General features: G+C 70.9%; 17 protein-coding genes. All 17 read right to left on the minus strand.

Features of this window, described 5'->3' with window-relative positions:
* Positions 1 to 1067, minus strand: a 1067-nt coding sequence (locus E1258_RS15890) for a polyprenyl synthetase family protein (RefSeq protein ID WP_132401509.1), incomplete at its 3' end; no start/stop codon positions are given.
* 90 nt (positions 1068 to 1157) lie between these two features.
* Positions 1158 to 2711 carry an NADH-quinone oxidoreductase subunit NuoN gene (gene nuoN / locus E1258_RS15895; protein ID WP_132401512.1) on the minus strand — a complete coding sequence of 518 codons (1554 nt, stop codon included), beginning with the start codon at positions 2709 to 2711 and terminating at the stop codon, positions 1158 to 1160.
* A gap of 64 nt (positions 2712 to 2775) precedes the next feature.
* A complete protein-coding gene (locus E1258_RS15900) occupies positions 2776 to 4311 on the minus strand; it encodes an NADH-quinone oxidoreductase subunit M (RefSeq protein WP_132401515.1) in 1536 nt (511 codons plus the stop codon).
* Positions 4312 to 4375: 64 nt separating this feature from the next.
* Positions 4376 to 6319, minus strand: a complete 1944-nt coding sequence (nuoL, locus tag E1258_RS15905; RefSeq protein WP_132401518.1) for an NADH-quinone oxidoreductase subunit L — start codon at positions 6317 to 6319, stop codon at positions 4376 to 4378.
* Positions 6320 to 6346: 27 nt separating this feature from the next.
* A complete protein-coding gene (gene nuoK, locus E1258_RS15910; protein ID WP_007074133.1) occupies positions 6347 to 6646 on the minus strand; it encodes an NADH-quinone oxidoreductase subunit NuoK in 300 nt (99 codons plus the stop codon).
* A 55-nt stretch (positions 6647 to 6701) separates the two neighbouring features.
* Positions 6702 to 7472: an NADH-quinone oxidoreductase subunit J gene (locus E1258_RS15915; protein ID WP_007074132.1), complete on the minus strand. Its 771-nt coding sequence runs from the start codon at positions 7470 to 7472 to the stop codon at positions 6702 to 6704.
* Complete coding sequence (gene nuoI / locus E1258_RS15920) at positions 7469 to 8110, minus strand: NADH-quinone oxidoreductase subunit NuoI (RefSeq protein WP_007074131.1); 642 nt, start codon at positions 8108 to 8110, stop codon at positions 7469 to 7471. Before nuoI ends, E1258_RS15915 begins: the two co-directional genes overlap by 4 nt.
* 1 nt (position 8111) lies before the next feature.
* Entirely contained in the window at positions 8112 to 9464 is a 1353-nt protein-coding gene (gene nuoH / locus E1258_RS15925) for an NADH-quinone oxidoreductase subunit NuoH (protein ID WP_132401521.1), read from the minus strand.
* Positions 9461 to 11971, minus strand: coding sequence for an NADH-quinone oxidoreductase subunit G (locus E1258_RS15930; protein WP_007074129.1), 2511 nt, complete (start codon positions 11969 to 11971; stop codon positions 9461 to 9463). Before E1258_RS15930 ends, nuoH begins: the two co-directional genes overlap by 4 nt.
* Positions 11971 to 13287 carry an NADH-quinone oxidoreductase subunit NuoF gene (gene nuoF, locus E1258_RS15935; RefSeq protein ID WP_132401524.1) on the minus strand — a complete coding sequence of 439 codons (1317 nt, stop codon included), beginning with the start codon at positions 13285 to 13287 and terminating at the stop codon, positions 11971 to 11973. The genes E1258_RS15930 and nuoF overlap by 1 nt, the downstream gene beginning before the upstream one ends.
* Positions 13284 to 14171, minus strand: coding sequence for an NADH-quinone oxidoreductase subunit NuoE (nuoE, locus tag E1258_RS15940; protein WP_132401527.1), 888 nt, complete (start codon positions 14169 to 14171; stop codon positions 13284 to 13286). The genes nuoF and nuoE overlap by 4 nt, the downstream gene beginning before the upstream one ends.
* A gap of 52 nt (positions 14172 to 14223) precedes the next feature.
* Positions 14224 to 15549 (minus strand): NADH-quinone oxidoreductase subunit D, encoded by a 1326-nt coding sequence (locus E1258_RS15945; RefSeq protein WP_132401530.1) that lies wholly within the window; start codon positions 15547 to 15549, stop codon positions 14224 to 14226.
* A 55-nt stretch (positions 15550 to 15604) separates the two neighbouring features.
* Positions 15605 to 16336, minus strand: coding sequence for an NADH-quinone oxidoreductase subunit C (locus E1258_RS15950; RefSeq protein ID WP_132401533.1), 732 nt, complete (start codon positions 16334 to 16336; stop codon positions 15605 to 15607).
* 55 nt (positions 16337 to 16391) lie between these two features.
* Positions 16392 to 17069 carry an NADH-quinone oxidoreductase subunit B family protein gene (locus tag E1258_RS15955; RefSeq protein WP_132401536.1) on the minus strand — a complete coding sequence of 226 codons (678 nt, stop codon included), beginning with the start codon at positions 17067 to 17069 and terminating at the stop codon, positions 16392 to 16394.
* A 14-nt stretch (positions 17070 to 17083) separates the two neighbouring features.
* Positions 17084 to 17449 carry an NADH-quinone oxidoreductase subunit A gene (locus tag E1258_RS15960; protein WP_007074123.1) on the minus strand — a complete coding sequence of 122 codons (366 nt, stop codon included), beginning with the start codon at positions 17447 to 17449 and terminating at the stop codon, positions 17084 to 17086.
* Between the two features lie 137 nt (positions 17450 to 17586).
* Positions 17587 to 18861: a geranylgeranyl reductase family protein gene (locus E1258_RS15965; protein WP_036373750.1), complete on the minus strand. Its 1275-nt coding sequence runs from the start codon at positions 18859 to 18861 to the stop codon at positions 17587 to 17589.
* Positions 18862 to 18995: 134 nt separating this feature from the next.
* Positions 18996 to 19223: a hypothetical protein gene (locus tag E1258_RS15970; protein ID WP_132401539.1), complete on the minus strand. Its 228-nt coding sequence runs from the start codon at positions 19221 to 19223 to the stop codon at positions 18996 to 18998.
* Between the last annotated feature and the right edge of the window lie 76 nt (positions 19224 to 19299).

Genomic DNA, 19299 nt, shown 5'->3' on the forward strand with positions numbered 1-19299 from the left:
GCGATGTAGTCGCAGAGGGATTCCAGGGCGCGGCGGGACGGATTGTCCGGAAGCGTGGCCAGGCGCTCCCGGGCGTCCTCCGCGTAGCTGCGGACAGTCTCCCGGGCACGCTTGAGCGCCGGGGACTCGCGGAGCAGGCCCAGGGCCTCGGTGTGCAGGGCGTCGTCGACGAGCGGGCCGGTGGCCAGGATCTCCCGCAGCCGCACCGAGGCGGCGTCGGCGTCGTCCGAGGCGAGCGCGTAGAGCACCGGCAGGGTCGGCACGCCCTCGCGCAGGTCCGTGCCGGGGGTCTTGCCCGACTGCACCGACTCGCTGGCGATGTCGAGCAGATCGTCGGAGAGCTGGAAGGCGACGCCGATCGTCTCGCCGTACCCGGCCAGGGCCTCGGTGTGCGTGGCGGAGGCCCCGGCGAACAGGCCACCGAAGCGGGCCGAGGTGGCGATCAGCGAGCCGGTCTTCTCGGCGATGACGTGCAGGTAGTGGGAGACCGGGTCCTGCCCGTTCCGGGGGCCGACCGTCTCGGCGATCTGGCCGTGCACCAGCCGGGCGAACGTACGCGCCTGCAACCGCACCGCCTCCGGCCCCAGGTCCGCCGAGATGTCCGCGGCGCGGGCGAAGAGGTAGTCGCCGACCAGGATCGCCACCGAGTTGGTCCAGCGGGAGTTGGCGCTCGGCGCGCCGCGCCGCACGGCGGCCTCGTCCATCACGTCGTCGTGGTAGAGCGTCGCCAGGTGGGTGAGCTCCATCACCACGGCGGCGGAGACGACCCGCGGGTCGGTCGGATCGCCGAACTGGGCGCCCAGCGCGACCAGCAGCGGGCGGAACCGCTTCCCGCCGGCCTCCACGAGGTGCCGGGCGGCCTCGGTCACCAGCGGGTCGGCGCTGGCCACGCTGGCCCGCAGCTCCGCCTCGACGGACTCCAGCACGCCCAGCACGGACGCCTCGACGCGCGGATCGGCCAAGTGGAGGCCGAGCGCGCTGAACTGACCCGTGCTCCCCCGACCCCGCCGAGCGGAGCCGGTGGCACCTGAACGCTCGCCAGCCGGATTCACCACGCTATCCACCATGCCACACCCGTTCGACCTGCTCCGGGCGGGGGATACGGCGACGGGGCCGGCCCGCTGACGCGTACCGGCCCCGTCGCGGGGAAACGTCGGTCATCGGACGAATTCGGCGGCGCCGTTGGCGAGGTCGAGCAGCGGGCCCGGCACGACGCCCAGGACCAGCGTGGCCAGCACGCCGATCATGAGGGCCGCCGAGGTCAGCCCGCCCGGCACGGCCACCGTCGGGGTGGACTCCCCCGGCTCGGACAGCCACATCATGACCACGACCCGCAGGTACGGGAACGCCAGCACCATGCTGGTCAGCACGCCGGCCACCACCAGCCACGCCTGGTCGGCGTCCAGGGCCGGGGCGAAGACGGCGAACTTGCCCATGAACCCACTGGTCAGCGGGATACCGGCGAAGGCGAGCAGGATGAAGGTGAAGATCGCCGCGAAGAACGGCGAGCGCTTCCCCAGCCCCGCCCAGCGGGACAGGTGGGTGGTCTCCCCGTCCGCGTCGCGGACCAGGGTCACCACCGCGAACGCGGCCAGCACCGAGAACCCGTACGCGGCCAGGTAGAACATCGTGCCGGCGAGCCCGTCCTTGCTCGGCGCGAGCACCCCGACCAGCAGGTACCCGGCGTTGGCGATCGACGAGTACGCCAGCAGCCGCTTGATGTCGGTCTGGGTGACCGCCAGCACCGCGCCGACCAGCATCGTCAGCACCGCCACCGCGCCGAGGACCGGGGTGAAGTCCCACGCCGCCCCGGAGAACGCCACGTGGAAGACCCGCAGCAGGGCGCCGAACGCGGCCACCTTCGTGCAGGCCGCCATGAAGCCGGTGATCGGCGTCGGGGCGCCCTGGTAGACGTCCGGGGTCCACACGTGGAACGGAGCGGCGGCGGCCTTGAACAGCAGGCCGATGGCGAGCAGCGCCATGCCGGCGAAGAGCAGCACCTGGCTGGCCGGGGACTCGGTCACCGCCGCGTGGATGGTGGCGAAGTCGACGCCGGCCGGGCGGCCCGGGATGCCGGAGGTGAAGCCGTACACCAGGGCCACGCCGAACAGGAAGAACGCCGAGGCGTACGCGCCGAGCAGGAAGTACTTCATCGCCGCCTCCTGGCTCAGCAGCCGCCGGCGGCGGGCCAGCGCGCAGAGCAGGTAGAGCGGCAGGGAGAAGACCTCCAGGGCGATGAACATGGTCAGCAGGTCGTTCGCCGCCACGAAGATCAGCATGCCGCCGATGGCGAAGCTGGCCAGCGGGTAGACCTCGGTCGCGCCGTTGCTGCCCTCGGCCTGCCGCCGGTCCTCCACCGACTCGGCGGTGACGGCGGCGTGCGCGACGAACGCCCCGCCCCGCTCCACCGAGCGCTCGCCGATGAGCAGCAGCGACATCGCGGCGAGGACCAGGATCGCGCCCTGCAGGAACAGCGTCGGCCCGTCCACGGCGAGCGCCCCACCGGCGGTGATCAGCCGGTCGTCGGCGTTGAAGATCACCATCACCAGCGCGGCGAGCACCGAGAGCAGCCCCAGCGAGAGCTGCACGGGATGCCGGTGCCGCCGGGGCACGAACGCCTCGACCAGCACGCCCAGCAGGGCGGCACCCAACATGATCAGGATCGGCGCGAGCGCCGCGTAGTCGATCGACGGCAACTTGAGCTCGGTCACTTCGCGTGCCGCCTTTCGTTCGCGACTGCGGGGCTCACTCGCTCCGCTCGTTCACTCCTCGCGCTCACCGGTGAGCCTCCTGCACGACCTGGCCGACCTCGGGGGCCGGATCGGTCCTGCCGACGTCCTCCATGGTGGCCCGGACGGCGGGGTTGATGACATCGGTGACGGGCTTGGGGTAGAAGCCGAGCAGCACGATCAGCGCGATCAGCGGCGCGACCACGACCTTCTCGCGCAGGTTGAGGTCGCGGCGCATCGGCTCGACCTCGGCCAGGGCCGGGTTGAGGGTGCCCTGGGTGGTCCGCTGCACCATCCACAGCACGTACGCGGCGGCCAGGATGATGCCGAGCGTGGCGATCACCGCGACCGGCTTGTTCACCGTGAAGGTGCCGATCAGCACCAGGAACTCCGAGACGAACGGCGCGGTGCCGGGCAGAGCCAGCGAGGCCAGGCCGGCGAAGAAGAGCACCCCGGCCAGCAGCGGCACCAGCTTTCCCGCGCCGCCGAAGTCGCTGATCAGGGCCGAGCCGCGCCGGGCCACCAGCATGCCGACGACCAGGAAGAGCAGGCCGGTGGCGAGGCCGTGGTTGAGCATGTAGAGCACCGCGCCCGTGCCGGCCTGGGTGGTGAAGGCGAAGATGCCGACCCCGATGAACCCGAAGTGCGCGATCGAGGTGTACGACACCAGCCGCTTCAGGTCGTTCTGGCCGACCGCCAGCAGCGCGGCGTAGATGATGCCGATCACCCCGAGCGCGAGCGCCCACGGCGCGAACCACTTCGACGCCTCCGGGAACAGCGGCAGGCAGTACCGCAGTATTCCGAACGTGCCGACCTTGTCCAGCACGCCGACGAGCAGCGCGGCGGCCCCGGCGGGGGCGGCCCCACCGGCGTCCGGCAGCCAGGTGTGGAACGGGAAGAACGGCGCCTTGATCGCGAAGGCGAGGAAGAAGCCGAGGAACAGCCAGCGCTCGGTCCCGGTGGAGATGTCCACCTGGGTCAGCGCCTGCCAGTCGAAGGTCTTCCCGCCGACGACCCACAGGCCGATCACCGCGGCCAGCATGAACAGTCCGCCGACCAGCGAGTAGAGGAAGAACTTCACCGCTGCGTACTGCCGCTGGTGGCCGCCGTAGCTGCCGATCAGGAAGTACATCGGCACCAGCATGACCTCGAAGAACACGTAGAACAGGAAGACGTCGGCGGCGGCGAAGACGCCGATCATCGTGGATTCGAGGACGAGCAGCAGGGCGAAGTAGACCGGCACCGAGCGCTTGGACGACTCGGCGTCGTGCCAGGACGCCAGGATCACCAGCGGCACCAGCACCGCGATCAGCATCAGCATCACCAGCGCGATGCCGTCGGCGGCGAAGGTGAACCGGGCGTCCCACTGCGGGATCCAGGTGTACGACTCGCGGAACTGGAGACGCTCACCGCCGGTGGAGAACTTCAGCCACATGACCACCGACAGGGCCAGCACCAGCAGCGACCAACCGAAGGCCACCTGCTTGGCCAGGTCCGGCCGGCGGCGCGGCAGGACGGCCACGACCAGCGCGCCGACCAGCGGCGCCACGGTCAGCACCGAGAGGAACGGGAAGTTGGACATTATGCGGCCTTACCTCCGTCGTCACAGCGTGGTCCGCCGGCGGGGGCGGCCGTAGAGAGGTCGTTCACGCCAGCCACCCCGCCTGCACGGCCAGGAACGCCGCCACCACCAGCAGCGCGCCGGTCAGGATGGACGTCGCGTACGACCGGACGAAGCCGGTCTGTAGCCGCCGGAGCCGGCCGGAGCCCCCGCCCACCGCGGCGGCGAGGCCGTTGACCAGCCCGTCGACGCCCCGGTTGTCGAGGAAGACCAGCGCCCGGGTGAGGAAGATCCCCGGCTTCTCGAAGACCGCCTCGTTGAAGGCGTCGGTGTAGAGGTTGCGCCGGGCGGCGGTGACCAGCACACCCGCCGGCTGCGGCTCGGTGGCCGTGCCGTTGCGGAACAGCGCCCAGGCCAGCCCGGCACCGGCGACCGTGACGACCAGCGACAGGATCGTGATCAACGTGTGCGACAGCACCGAGTGGTGCTCCTCGCCGACCTCGCCCAGCACCGGCGTCAGCCAGGAGGCCAGGCCGTCGTTCCACACCATCAGGCCACCGGCGACCACCGAGCCGATCGCGAGCAGGATCAGCGGGATCGTCATGAGCTTCGGCGACTCGTGCGGATGCTCGATGTCCTCGGTCCACCGCTTCGGGCCGTGGAAGGTGAGCACGAACAGCCGGGTCATGTAGAACGCGGTGAGCCCGGCGCCGAGCAGCGCCGCCCCGCCGAACAGCCAGGCCGTCCAGTCGTCCCGCGAGAAGGCGGCGGCGATGATCGGCTCCTTGGAGAAGTAGCCGGACAGCGGGGGGAGGCCGATGATGGCGAGCCACCCCATCATGAACGTGATCCAGGTGATCTTCATGTACTTCGACAGGCCACCGAAGCGGCGGATGTCCACCTGGTCGTGCATGCCGTGCATCACCGAGCCGGCGCCGAGGAACATGTTGGCCTTGAAGAAACCGTGCGCCAGCAGGTGGATGATCGCCAGGGCGTACGCCCCGCCGCCGAGGCCGACGCCGAGGAACATGTAGCCGATCTGGCTCACCGTCGACCAGGCGAGCACCCGCTTGATGTCGTCCTTGGCCGCGCCGATGACGCAGCCGAGCAGCAGGGTCAGCGCGCCGACGCTGACCACCACGAGCTGGAGCGTCGAGTTGGCCGAGAAGACCGGGTTCGACCGGGCGATCAGGTAGACGCCCGCGGTGACCATCGTGGCGGCGTGGATGAGCGCCGACACCGGCGTCGGGCCCTCCATCGCGTCCGGCAGCCACGCCTGGAGCGGGAACTGGCCGGACTTGCCGGCCGCGCCGAGCAGCAGCAGCAGGCCGAGCACCAGCACCGTGGTCGAGGTCAGCGAGCCGACCCCGTTGAACACCTCGTCGTACTGGGTGGTGCCGAGGGTGGCGAACATGATGAAGATGCCGATGGCCAGGCCGGCGTCACCGACCCGGTTCATCAGGAACGCCTTCTTGCCGGCGGTGGCCGCGCTCGGCCGCCCGTACCAGAAGGAGATCAGCAGGTACGACGCCAGGCCGACGCCCTCCCAGCCGAAGTACAGCATCACGTAGTTGTTGCCGAGCACCAGCAGGAGCATCGCGGCCACGAAGAGGTTGAAGTAGCCGAAGAACCGCCGGCGTCCCTCGTCGTGCGCCATGTACTCGACCGCGTACAGGTGGATGAGGAAACCCACCCCGGTGATCAGCAGAACGAAGACCGCGGCCAGTGGGTCGAACAGCAGGCCGAAGTCCACCTTGAAGTCGCCGACGGCGATGAAGTCCCACAGGCTCAGCTCGGCCGACTTGTTCTCCAGGCCACGCAGCTGGAAGAAGTAGGTCAGGCCGAGCACGAAGGAGGCACCGATCGCGGCCACCCCGAGCCAGTGCCCCCACCGGTCGGCCCGCCGACCCAGCAGCAGCAGGATCGCCGCGCTGGCCAGCGGGATCGCCACCAGCAGCCAGAAGCTGCCCAGCAGCCCGCTCGCCGGAGCGTAGGCGACGGCACCTGCCGGCTCAGCCGGGGCGTTCATCAGAATCTCTCCCACCGCAGGGCCCCTCTAGTACTTGAGCAGGTTGGCGTCGTCGACGCTGGCCGAGCGCCGGGTCCGGAAGATGGACATGATGATCGCGAGGCCGACCACGACCTCGGCCGCGGCCACCACCATCACGAAGAACGACATGATCTGGCCGTTCAGGTCACCGTTGATCCGGCTGAAGGTGACCAGGGTCAGGTTGGCCGCGTTCAGCATCAGCTCGACGCACATGAACAGCACGATCGCGTTCCGGCGGACGAGCACCCCCACCGCGCCGATGGTGAACAGCACCGCGGCGAGCACGAGATAGTAGTCCGGCGTCATGCCTGGGCCAGCCTTTCGTTCGCGACTGCGCTCCGCTTCGCTGCACTCCGCGCGCTCACCGGTCCGTCCCCTTCAACGTGGTCTCCTCGGCGGTCAGCTCCCGGGCCGGCAGGATCTCCGGGATGCTGCGCTCGGTCAGCCGGCCGTCGGGCAGGCGGGCCGGGGTGGCCACCGAGGACGAGGTGGCGAAGACGCCCGGGCCGGGCTTCGGGCCGGGGTAGTTGCCCGGGGCGAAGCGGGCCTTCATGGTGGCGATCTGGTCCATCTTGTCCTCCCGGCGCCGCTCGATGTGCGCCAGCACCATCGCGCCGACCGCCGCGGTGATCAGCAGCGCCGAGGTCAGCTCGAAGGCGAAGACGTACTTCGTGAACAGCAGCCGGGCGATGCCCTGCACGTTCCCCTCGGCGTTGGCCTGCTCCAGGCCGACCGCCGAGACGCCGCCGAGCCCCCGGTAGAGGCCGCCGCCGACCAGGCCGGCGAAGCCGAGGCCGAGCACGACGGCGGCGATCCGCTGGCCGCGCAGCGTCTCGATCAGCGAGTCCGAGGCGTCCCGGCCGACCAGCATCAGCACGAACAGGAAGAGCATCATGATCGCGCCGGTGTAGACGATGATCTGCACCATGCCGATGAACGGCCCGGCCTGCAGGACGTAGAACACGCCCAGGCAGAGCATGGTCAGCACCAGCCAGAGCGCCGAGTGCACCGCGTTGCGCGCGGCGATCATGCCGATCGCGCCGAGCAGCGCCAGCGGGGCGAGGATCCAGAAGGTGACCTCCTCGCCGCCGGAGACCCCGCCCGCCGCGGCGAGCACCGTCTGCGTGGTCATGCCTCGTCCCCCTTGCCCGCCGCCGCCCGCTGGGCCTGCTGCTCGGCACCGGGGAAGGTCACCCCGGGGTGCTCCTCGACCTGGTACCGGCCGGGGCTGTTGGCCGCGTGCTCGGCCCCGGCCGAGGTGCCCGGGTTGCTCAGCGCGCCGATGTAGTAGTCCTTCTCGCTGTCTCCGAGCCGCATCGGGTGCGGCGGCTGCTCCATGCCCGGCAGCAGCGGCGCGAGCAACTGCTCCTTCGTGAAGATCAGGTCCTGCCGGTTGTCCCGGGCCAGCTCGTACTCGTTGCTCATGGTGAGCGACCGGGTCGGGCAGGCCTCGATGCAGAGCCCGCAGAAGATGCAGCGGGCGTAGTTGATCTGGTAGACGGACGCATGCCGCTCACCTGGGGACAGCCGGTTCTCCTCGGTGTTGTCCCCGCCCTCGACGTAGATAGCGTCGGCCGGGCAGGCCCAGGCGCACAGCTCGCAGCCGATGCACTTCTCCAGGCCGTCCGGATGCCGGTTGAGGATGTGCCGCCCGTGGTAGCGCGGCGCCGAAACCGGCGGCTTGAACGGGTAGTCGGTCGTGACGACCTTCCTGAACATGTGCGAGAAGGTGACCCCGAAGCCCTTGAACGTTCCGGTGATCGCGCCCACGTCACACCTCCCTGGAGTCCGAGCCGGCGGCGACGTTGGCCGGCTCCCGCTCGGCGACCACGCGCTTGGTGCGCGGGCTCGGTGGCACTTGCAGGTCCATCGGTGGCAGCGGGAAGCTGCCGTGTGGACGGCTGTTGACCTGCTCCTGCAACGACGGCTGCGGCGCCTTCTTGCGGCTCGGCCACAGCAGCGTCACCAGCAGCAGCACGCCCGCGCCGAGGCCCGTGGCGAGCAGCCGGTCCCGGGTCTGCCAACCCTCGATCGAGCGCAGGCCGGACAGGACCAGGATCCAGACCAGGTTGATCGGCAGCAGCACCTTCCAGCCGAGCCGCATGAACTGGTCGTACCGGAGCCGGGGCAGGGTGCCCCGCAGCCAGACGAAGACGAAGACCAGGACCAGGACCTTGCCGAAGAACCACAGCATCGGCCACCAGCCGGAGTTCGCCCCCGCCCAGAGGGTGATCGGCCAGGGAGCCCGCCAGCCGCCGAGGAACAGCGTCGTGGTGACCGCGGACATGGTCACCATCGCCACGTACTCGCTGAGCATGAAGAGCGCGAACTTCAGCGAGCTGTACTCCGTCATGAAGCCGGCGACCAGCTCGGACTCGGCCTCGGGGAGGTCGAACGGCGCCCGGTTCGTCTCACCGACGGTGGCGATGAAGAAGATGATGAAGCTCGGCAGCAGCAGGATCGCGTACCAGCCGGGAGCCGGCACCTCGACGCCGGCGATGGTCAGCCGGGTGGCGTCGCCCTGGGCGGCGACGATCCCGCTGGTCGACATCGTTCCGGCGGTCATGAACACCGCCACGATGCTCAGCCCCATCGCGACCTCGTACGAGATCATCTGGGCGCTGGAGCGCAGACCGCCGAGCAGCGGGTACGTCGAGCCGGACGCCCAGCCGCCGAGCACGATGCCGTAGACGCCCATCGACGAGCAGGCCAGCAGCACCAGCACCGCCACCGGCACGTCGGTGACCTGCAACGGCGTCTGGTGGCCGAAGATGCTCACCATCGGGCCGAACGGCACCACCGACAGCGCGGTGACCGCGCAGATCACCGAGATGGTCGGGGCGAAGAAGTAGACGACCTTGTCCGCCGCCTTCGGGAGGATGTCCTCCTTGAAGGCCATCTTCAGGCCGTCGGCGAGGGTCTGGAGCAGGCCGAACGGGCCGACCTGGTTGGGGCCGGGCCGCACCTGCATGTAGCCGACGACCCGCCGCTCGAACCACACGCCGAGCAGTGTGGCCAGCAGACCGAAGGCGAAGGCGAAGACGACCTTGATCAGGACCAGCCACCATGGGTCCTTGCCGAAGTCGGCCAGCGTCGGGTCCTGCGCGAGGTAGACCGCGTTCACTGGGAAACACCCCCGGAGTTGAGGAGGGGACCCGGGCGGCCGGCCGCGTCGGCGGCGACCGGGCCGGTCGTGGCCGGCTCCGTCGCTGCGGAGGCGGCGATCCGCACCACCGAACCCGACGTCGCGCCGAGGCCGCGCCGGACGGTGGAGCCGGGTGAGTTGGTCGGCAGCCAGACGACGCCGTCGGGCATCTCGGTGATCGCCGCCGGCAGGGTGATCGCCCCCCGGTCGGTGCCCACCGTCACCGGGTCACCGTCGGCGACGCCGAGCGCCTCCGCGGTGCCCTTGCCCAGCCGGGCCACCGGCGGGCGGGCGGTGCCGCCGAGGTGCTCGTCGCCGTCGGTGAGGCTGCCCAGGTCGATGAGCTGGCGCCAGGTGGCCAGCACGGCCTCCCCGGCGCCGGGCTGCGGCACCGTGGCCGGCTGCACCGACGGCGCGGACGGCCGGTCGGCCCGGGTCGGCGGCAGGCCGCCCAGCTCACGACGGACGCTGAGCACGTCGCCGGTGCCGAGCCGCACGTCGAGCAGCGCGGCGATGGCGTCCAGCACCCGACCGTCGGTCATCGCGGAGGTGTGCAGGACCACCTCGAAGGGGCGCAGCCGCCCCTCCCAGTCCAGGAAGCTGCCGGCCTTCTCGGCCACCGGGGCGACGGGGAGGACCACGTCCGCCCGGCGGGCCACCGCGCTCATCCGCAGCTCCAGGCTGACCAGGAACGGCACCGCGTCCAGGGCCTGCTCGGCCAGCCGGGGGTCGGCCAGGTCGGCCGGGTCGACCCCGGCCACCACCAGCGCGCCGAGCTGACCGCCGGCCGCCGCCGCGAGGATCGCGTCGGTGTCCCGGCCGGCCTGGCTCGGGATCACGCCGGCCGGGATGTCCCACACCTCGCCCAGCTCGGCCCGGGCGGCCGGCTCGGTGACCGGCCGTCCGCCGGGCAGCAGGTTCGGCAGGCAGCCGGCGTCGACCGCGCCCCGGTCGCCCGCGCGCCGCGGCACCCAGGCCAGCTTCGCGCCGGTACGCCGGGCGACGTCCGCCGCCGCCGACAGGCCGCCGGGCACCTCGCCCAGCCGCTCACCGACGATCAGGATCGCGCCCGGGGTGCTCAGCGCCTCGGCCACCGTGGCGTGCTCGGCGAGCACGCTCGCCTCCTCGCCCGGCACCACCCGGGCCAGCTTGGCCCCGAGCTTCTCCAGGCCACGGGTGGCGAACGGCGCGATCGCGTACACCGTCAGCGTCTTCTTCAGGTACGCCTTGCGCAGCCGCAGGAAGAGGATCGGGCACTCCTCCTCCGGCTCCAGGCCGACCAGCACCACCGCGGGGGCGTTCTCCACGTCCGTGTAGGTGACGTCGGTGCGCCCGGCGACCGAGCTGGCCAGGAAGTCGGACTCCTCGCGGGAGACCGGCCGGGCCCGGAAGTCGATGTCGTTGGTGTGCAGCGCGACCCGGGCGAACTTCGCGTACGCGTAGGCGTCCTCGACGGTGAGCCGGCCGCCGGTCAGCACCGCCGTGCCCCGGGCGGAGTCCCGGGCGGCGGCGAGCCCCTCGGCGGCGACGGTCAGCGCCTCGCTCCACGACGCCTCGCGCAGCTCGCCGGTCTCGGCGTCGCGCACCAGCGGGGTGGTGAGCCGGTCGAACGCGCGGGCGTACTGGAAGCCCCAGCGGCCCTTGTCGCAGTTCCACTCCTCGTTGACCTGCGGGTCGTCGCCGGCCAGCCGGCGCGTCACCTTGCCGCGCCGCCAGTCGGTGCGCTGCGCGCAGCCCGCCGAGCAGTGCTCGCACACGCTCGGGCTGGAGACCAGGTCGAACGGGCGGGCCCGGAACCGGTACTGCGCGCCCGTGAGCGCGCCCACCGGGCAGATCTGCACGGTGTTGCCGGAGAAGTACGAGTTGAACGGGACGTCGCCGGAGTCGCCCTCCTCCCCGTAAGCCTCGTCCCGGTAGATGTTGATCTCCTCGGCGGACGAGCGGCCCATCAGGTCGATGAACTTGTCGCCGGCGATCTCCTCGGAGAACCGGGTGCAGCGCTGGCAGAGCACGCAGCGCTCGCGGTCGAGCAGCACCTGGGTGCTGATCGGCAACGGCTTCGGGTACTCCCGCTTGTGCTCGTGGAACCGGGAGTCCGTGCGGCCGGTGGACATCGCCTGGTTCTGTAGCGGGCACTCGCCGCCCTTGTCGCACATCGGGCAGTCGAGGGGGTGGTTCATGAGCAGCAGCTCCATGACCCCCTCCTGCGCCTTCTTGGCGACCGGCGAGGTGAGCTGGGTGCGGACCACCATGCCCTCGGCGACGGTCTGGGTGCAGGAGGCCACCGGCTTGCGCTGGCCCTCCACCTCGACCAGGCACTGCCGGCACGCGCCGGCCGGGGCCAGCAGCGGGTGGTCGCAGAAGCGCGGGATCTCGGTGCCCAGCTGCTCGGCGACCCGGATCAGCAGCGCGCCCTTGGGTGCGGTGACCTCGACGCCGTCGATGGTGAGCGTGACGGTCTCGGTCTTCTTCGCTACGTCGGTCATTAGTGCGCTCCCACCAGCTGCTTGTTCGACAGCTTCGGCGCGGTACGTCCCTCGATGTAGTCGAGGTAGTCCTGCTTGAAGTACTTCAGCGACGAGGTCACCGAGCTGGTCGCACCGTCACCCAGGCCGCAGAACGAGCGGCCGAGGATGTTGTCGCAGGTGTCGAGCAGGGTGTCCAGGTCCTCGTGGGTGCCCTGTCCGGCGAGGATCCGCCGGTAGACCCGGACCATCCAGTAGTTGCCCTCGCGGCACGGGGTGCACTTGCCGCACGACTCGTGGTGGTAGAACTCCAGCCACCGGTACGTCGCGTAGACCGGGCAGTCCTGGTCGGAGAAGATCTGGGTGGCCGTGGTGCCCAGGATCGAGCCGGCTGCCGCCACCCCCTCGAAGTCCAGCGGCACGTCCAGGTGCTCGGCGGTGAGCAGCGGGGTGGACGAGCCGCCCGGGGTCCAGAACCGCAGGTTGTGGCCCGGCTGCATGCCGCCGGCCAGCTCCAGCAGTTCGCGCAGCGTGACGCCCATCGTGCACTCGTACTGGCCCGGGTCGGCGACCCGGCCGGAGAGCGAGTAGATCATCGGCCCGGAGGACTTCTCCGTGCCCATGGTCTTCCACCAGTCGGCACCGCCGAGCACGATGTACGGCACGCTGGCGATGGTGCCGACGTTGTTGACCACTGTGGGGCTGGCGTACAGGCCGTGGGTCGCCGGGAACGGCGGGCGCAGCCGGGGCTGGCCCCGGAAGCCCTCCAGCGAGTCCAGCAGCGCGGTCTCCTCGCCGCAGATGTACGCCCCGGCGCCCGAGTGCACCACCAGTTCCAGGTCGAACCCGGAGCCGAGGATGTCGCGCCCGAGATAGCCCTTGGCGTACGCCTCCTGGACCGCGTTGCGCAGCCGGCGCGCGGCGTGCACGGCCTCGCCCCGGATGTAGATGTACGCCCGGCTGGCCCGGATCGCGTACGACCCGATGATCACGCCCTCGACCAGCGAGTGCGGGTCGTGGGTCATCAGCGGCAGGTCCTTGCAGGTGCCCGGCTCGCCCTCGTCGGCGTTGACCACCAGGTAGTGCGGCTTGCCGTCGCCCTGCGGGATGAACCCCCACTTCAGGCCGGTCGGGAAGCCCGCGCCGCCGCGACCGCGCAGCCCGGAGTCCTTGATGAGCTGGATCAGGTCGTCCGGGTGGGCCTTGAGCGCCTTGCGCAGGGCTGCGTAGCCGTCGAGCTTCTCGTAGGTGCCGACCCGCCAGGCGTCCGGCGACAGCCAGCGCTTGGTGAGCACCGGGGTGAGCTTGGCCAGGGTCTCCGGCCGGGGAGTCGTCACTGCTGGGCCTCCGCTTCCTTGAGGGAGCGCTCCTGGGCGTCGGCGTCGTCGCCGGCGGGCTTGGCGTCGCTGGCCGGCGGGTTCGCGGCGACCCCGGCGGCCTGGGCCTTGGCGGCTTCGGCCCGCTTCGCCTCGGCCTCGGCGGCGGCCTTGTCGGCGTCCGCCTGTGCCTTCGCCTCGGCGGCGGCCCGGTCGGCCTCGGCCTTGCTCCGGATCGGGGTGTTCGGGTCGTAGCCCGGCACCGAGATGCCGTGCTGCTCGGCCAGTCGCAGGCCCCGCAGGGTGGGCTCGCCCGGACCGCCGTCGGCGACCGCTCCCTCGCGCTCGTCGGCGAAGCCGGCGAGCTGCACCGACATCTCCTTCAGCGTGCAGAGCCGGGCGCCCCGGGTCGGCATCGGCCGGCCGCCGGAGCGCAGCTCCTCGACCACGCCGAGCGCGGTCTGCGGGTCGACGCCGTCGAAGAAGTCGTAGTTGACCGTCATGACGGGGCCGTAGTCGCACGCCGCGAGGCACTCGGCGTGCTCCAGGGTGACCGTGCCGTCGGCGGTGGTCTCGTCGTGCCCGACGCCCAGGTGCTCGGCCAGGGTGTCGTAGACCTCCTGCCCGCCGAGCACGTTGCACATGGTGTTGGTGCAGACGCTGACCAGGTAGTCGCCGGTCGGCTTGCGCTTGTACATCGTGTAGAAGGTGGCGACCGCGCCGACCTGGGCCTTGTTCAGGCCGAGCACCTCGGCGCAGAACTCGACGCCGGACGGGGAGACGTACCCCTCCTCCGACTGCACGAGGTGCAGCAGGGGCAGCAGCGCCGACCGGGACCGGTCGGCCGGGTACCGGGCGATGATCTCGCGCGCCCGCTCCCGCGTCTGCTCGGTGAAAACACTCATGAAAGTCGCCTTCCGTTCGCGACTGCGGGGCTCGCAAGCTCGCTCCTCGCGCTCACCGGTCACAACCACCCATCACGGGGTCCAGCGAGGCGCCGCCGGCGATCACGTCGGCGATCAGGCCGCCCTCGGCCATCGCCGGCAGGGCCTGGAGGTTGACGAAGCTCGGCTCCCGGTAGTGCACCCGGTACGGCCGGGTGCCACCGTCGGAGACCGCGTGCACGCCCAGCTCGCCGCGGGGCGACTCGATGCCGACGTACACCTGGCCCGGCGGGACCCGGAAGCCCTCGGTGACGAGCTTGAAGTGGTGGATCAGGGACTCCATCGACTGGCCCATGATCTTGGCGACGTGCTCCAGCGAGTTGCCCATGCCGTCCACGCCGATGGCGAGCTGCGCCGGCCAGGCGATCTTGCGGTCGGCCACCATCACCGGGCCCGGCCTCAACCGGTCCAGCGCCTGCTCCACGATCTTCAGCGACTCCCGGATCTCGGCGAGCCGCACCTGGTAGCGGCCCCAGACGTCGCCGTCCGGGTGCGTCGGCACGTCGAAGGAGTACGTCTCGTAGCCGCAGTACGGCATGGTCTTGCGCAGGTCCCAGGGCAGGCCGGCGGAGCGCAGCACCGGGCCGGTGATGCCCAGCGCCAGGCAGCCGGTCACGTCGAGCACCGCGACGTGCTTGGTGCGCTCGACCCAGATCGGCTGGCCGGAGAGGAGGTCCTCGTACTCCTTGAGCTTCTTCGGCATCATCTTCAGGAACTCGCGGATCTTGACGATCGCGTCGTCCGGCACGTCCTGCGCCACGCCGCCCGGCCGGACGTACGCGTGGTTCATCCGCAGGCCGGTGATGGTCTCGAAGATGTCGAGGATGTACTCCCGCTCGCGGAAGCCGTACAGCATGATCGAGATCGCGCCCAGCTCCATGCCGGTGGTGGCCAGCCAGACCAGGTGCGACGAGATCCGGTTCAGCTCCATCATCAGGACCCGGATGGTGGTGGCCCGCTCGGTGATGTCGTCGGTGATGCCGAGCAGCTTCTCCACCGCGAGGCTGTACGCCGTCTCGTTGAACAGCGGGGAGAGGTAGTCCATCCGGGTCACGAACGTCGAGCCCTGGACCCAGTTGCGGTACTCCAGGTTCTTCTCGATGCCGGTGTGCAGGTACCCGACGACCGACCGGGCCTCCCGGACGGTCTCGCCCTCCAGCTCCAGGATCAGCCGGAGCACGCCGTGGGTGGACGGGTGCTGCGGACCCATGTTGACGACGATCCGCTCGTCGTTGATCGGGTCCGTGCCGGAGACCACCTGGTCCCAGTCCCCACCGGTGACGGTGAAGACCTTGCCCTCGGTCGTCTTGCGCTCGGTGGCGTAGTTCGACGTCGTCACAGTGCCGGCCCTCCGATCGCGACTGCGGGGCTCCGCTCCGCTGCACTCCTCGCGCTCACTGGTACGACCTCCGCGTGTCCGGCGGCGGGATCTCCGCGCCCTTGTACTCGACGGGCACGCCGCCGAGCGGGTAGTCCTTGCGCTGCGGGTGCCCCTCCCAGTCGTCCGGCATGAGGATCCGGGTCAGGTTGGGGTGGCCGTCGAAGACGATGCCGAACATGTCGTACGTCTCCCGCTCCTGCCAGTCGGCGGTCGGGTAGACGGCGGTGACGCTCGGCAGGTGCGGGGCCTCGGCGGAGACGGCGGCCTCCAGCCGCACCCGGCGGCGGTAGGTCATCGAGGTGAGCTGGTAGACCACGTGCAGCCGGCGCTCGTCCGCGCCGAGGTAGTCCACCCCGGACACCGAGGAGCACAGCTCGAAGCGGAGCGCGAGATCGTCGCGCATCACCTGGCAGACCTCGGCGATCCGCTCCGGGCGCACGTGCAGGGTCAACTCGCCCCGGTCGACCACGACCTTCTCGATCGCGTCGCCGAAGTTCGGGTACGCCTCCTCCAGCGCGTCGCGGACCTCGTCGAAGTAGCCCCCGTACGGCCGGGGGGCCTCCTCGATCGGCTGGCGCTGGCGCACCAGGCCGCCGAAGCCGGAGACGTCGCCGGTGCCGTGGGTGCCGAACATGCCACGCCCGGCCGGGCTGGACGGCGGGTGTTCGGCCGGGGCGCCGCTGCTGGCGCCGGCCGGCGTCACCGGTACGGGCACGCCGCCGGTGCTGTTCCTGTCGCTCGTCACTGTGCCTGCCCTCCGATCGCGACTGCGGGGCTCCGCTCCGCTGCACTCCTCGCGCTCACTTTGGGCCCCCGTGCGGGTGGAGGTGGTGCTGCGCGTTCATCCAGTTCTCGATCCGCAACTGCTCCTCCCGCCCCTCGCGGACCGCCCGGGTCCACTCGGCGCGCCGGGCCTTGTCGTTGCGGTACGACGACGGCATCGAGCCGTACGGCACGACGGGGACGTCACCGCGCTCCTGGCGGGCCTGGAGCATCTTGCGGCCGTTCGGGCCCAGCGGCTCGTACATGATCTTCTCGCGGAGCTTGAGGATCGCGTCGATGAGCATCTCCGGCCGGGGCGGGCAGCCCGGCAGGTACATGTCGACCGGGACGATGTGGTCGACGCCCTGCACGATGGCGTAGTTGTTGAACATGCCGCCGCTGCTGGCACAGACGCCCATCGACAGCACCCAGCGGGGCTCGGCCATCTGGTCGTAGATCTGGCGCAGGACCGGGGCCATCTTCTGGCTCACCCGGCCGGCCACGATCATCAGGTCCGCCTGGCGGGGCGAGGCGCGGAACACCTCCATGCCCCAGCGGCCCATGTCGTAGTGCGGGCCACCGGCGGCCATCATCTCGATGGCGCAGCAGGCCAGGCCGAAGGTGGCGCCCCAGACGGACGACTTCCGCGACCAGTTGACCAGCTTCTCCACGGAGGTGAGCAGGACGCCGGCGGGAAGCTTCTCCTCGATACCCATCTGACGTACCTCCCTCAGTCCCAGTCCAGGCCGCCGCGCCGCCACACATAGGCGTACGCGACGAAGACCGCGACGATGAACAGGACCATCTCCACGAAGCCGAAGATCGGCAGGGCGTCGAACGAGACCGCCCAGGGGTAGAGGAAGATGATCTCGATGTCGAAGACGATGAAGAGCATCGCCGTCAGGTAGAACTTGACCGGGAACCGGCCGCCCCCGACGGGCTGCGGGCTGGGCTCGATGCCGCACTCGTACGCCTCGAGCTTGGCCTTGTTGTACCGGCGCGGGCCGGCGAAGCGGGCGGCGGCCACGGAGAACAGCGAGAACGCCGCGGCGAGGGCGAACAGCCCGACAATGGGTGCGTAAGGCGAGAGCGTCATCGTGGTCTCCTGCTCGTCCTTCCCTGCCCTCGGCGGTGGTGGGCCAAAATCACACTATTCACGTCCCTCACGACGGCTGTCGGCGGGGGTCGATCCCTGCCGGCCGGCGGGTCGTCGTCGACCAGCCGACCGTTCGTTCAGACGGCTGGCGCCGCCTTCGTCATCGCGTTGATGACCCGGTCCATCGCGTCCCCGCCGCGCGGGTCGGTCAAGTTCGCCAGCAACTTGAGCACGAAGCGCATCAGGGCGGGGTGCGGCATGCCGTGCTTCGTGGCGATCCGCATGATCTCCGGACGGCCGATCAGCTTCACGAAGATCCCGCCGAGCCGGTAGTAGCCGCCGAAGCGGGCCTTCAACTCCTGCGGGTACGCCATCAGCGCCCGCTCCCGCTCGGCGCCGGCCGGCCGGGCGAGGGCCTGCACCGCGACCTCGGCGGCCAGCTCGCCGGACTCCATCGCGTACGCGATGCCCTCGCCGTTGAACGGGTTGACCATGCCGCCGGAGTCGCCGACCAGCATGACGCCCCGGGTGTAGTGCGGCACCCGGTTGAAGCCCATTGGCAGCGCCGCGCCGAGGATCGGCCCCTCGGCGTTCGCCTCGTCGGTCATCCCCCAGTCCTCCGGGGTGTTGGCCAGCCAGTCGGTGAGCAGCCGCCGGTAGTTGGTCTTGCCGAAGGCGGTGGAGGAGTTGAGGATGCCGAGGCCGGCGTTGACCCGCCCGTCGCCGAGGCCGAAGATCCAGCCGTAGCCGGGCAGCAGCGCGTCGCTGCCCTTGCCGCGCAGCTCCAGCCAGGACTCCAGGTAGTCGTCGTCGTGCTTGGCGGGCGAGCGGTAGTACCGCCGGACGGCCACACCGATCGGCCGGTCCTCCCGCTTGGCCAGCCCGAGGGCGAGCGGGAAGCGGCCGGAGACGCCGTCCGCGGCGACCACCAGCGGCGCGCGGAAGGTGGCGGGCTCCTTCTCCGGGCCTACCTCGGCCTGCACGCCGACGACCCGGTCGTCGGCGTCGAGCACCGGGCCGGCCACGGTGACGCCGGTGCGCAGCTTCGCCCCGGCCGAGACGGCGCGCTGGGCGAGCAGGTCGTCGAAGTCCAGCCGGGTGCGCACCAGTCCGTAGCTGGGAAAGCTGGCCAGGTCGGGCCAGTCCAGCTCCAGGCGGATGCCGCCGCCGATCACCCGCAGGCCCCGGTTGTGCAGCCAACCCGCCTCGGGCGAGGTGTCCACGCCCATCCGGATGAGCTGCCGGACGGCGCGCGGGGTCAGCCCGTCGCCGCAGACCTTCTCCCGGGGGAACTCGGTCTTCTCCAGCAGCAGTACCCGTACGCCGTGCCGCGCCAGGTGGTACGCCGTCGCCGAGCCGCCGGGACCGGCGCCCACGACGATCACGTCGGCGTCGTTCTCCACCGCGGTCATCTGCGCCTCCTCCCGCATGCTCGTGAAATGCTTCACAAGCCAGTCGGGAGGAGTCTATGACCGGCGTAACACCCACGCCCGGTTAGGTGGCCCTAACTTGTCGAGGTGAGGGCCACCAAGGTCCACTTCAGCGGTCAGCGCGGGGCGGGGGCGGGGGCATCAAGCCCAACGTCGGCCCGGATCGACTCGGGCAGATGCTCGCGCAGCGCGCTCCCGGGCACCCGGTCGAGCGCGGCCAGCACGTCGGCCACCACCCGACGGACGTCGGCGGGATTCGCGCCGGCCAACTCTCTGAGCTGGGCGACCAGTTCCGCCGCCTCGTCGTCCGGCGGCACGCCGCCCGCCTGCTCTGCTCCGGTCATGGAGGGAGTCTAGGCGAGCAAAGCGCTCCATTTCGCCACAATCGGGAGGAGATGCACAAGCTGGGCGGGTCGCGGG

Source organism: Micromonospora sp. KC207 (assembly GCF_004348615.1).
In the GTDB taxonomy this organism is placed as follows: Bacteria; Actinomycetota; Actinomycetes; order Mycobacteriales; family Micromonosporaceae; genus Micromonospora.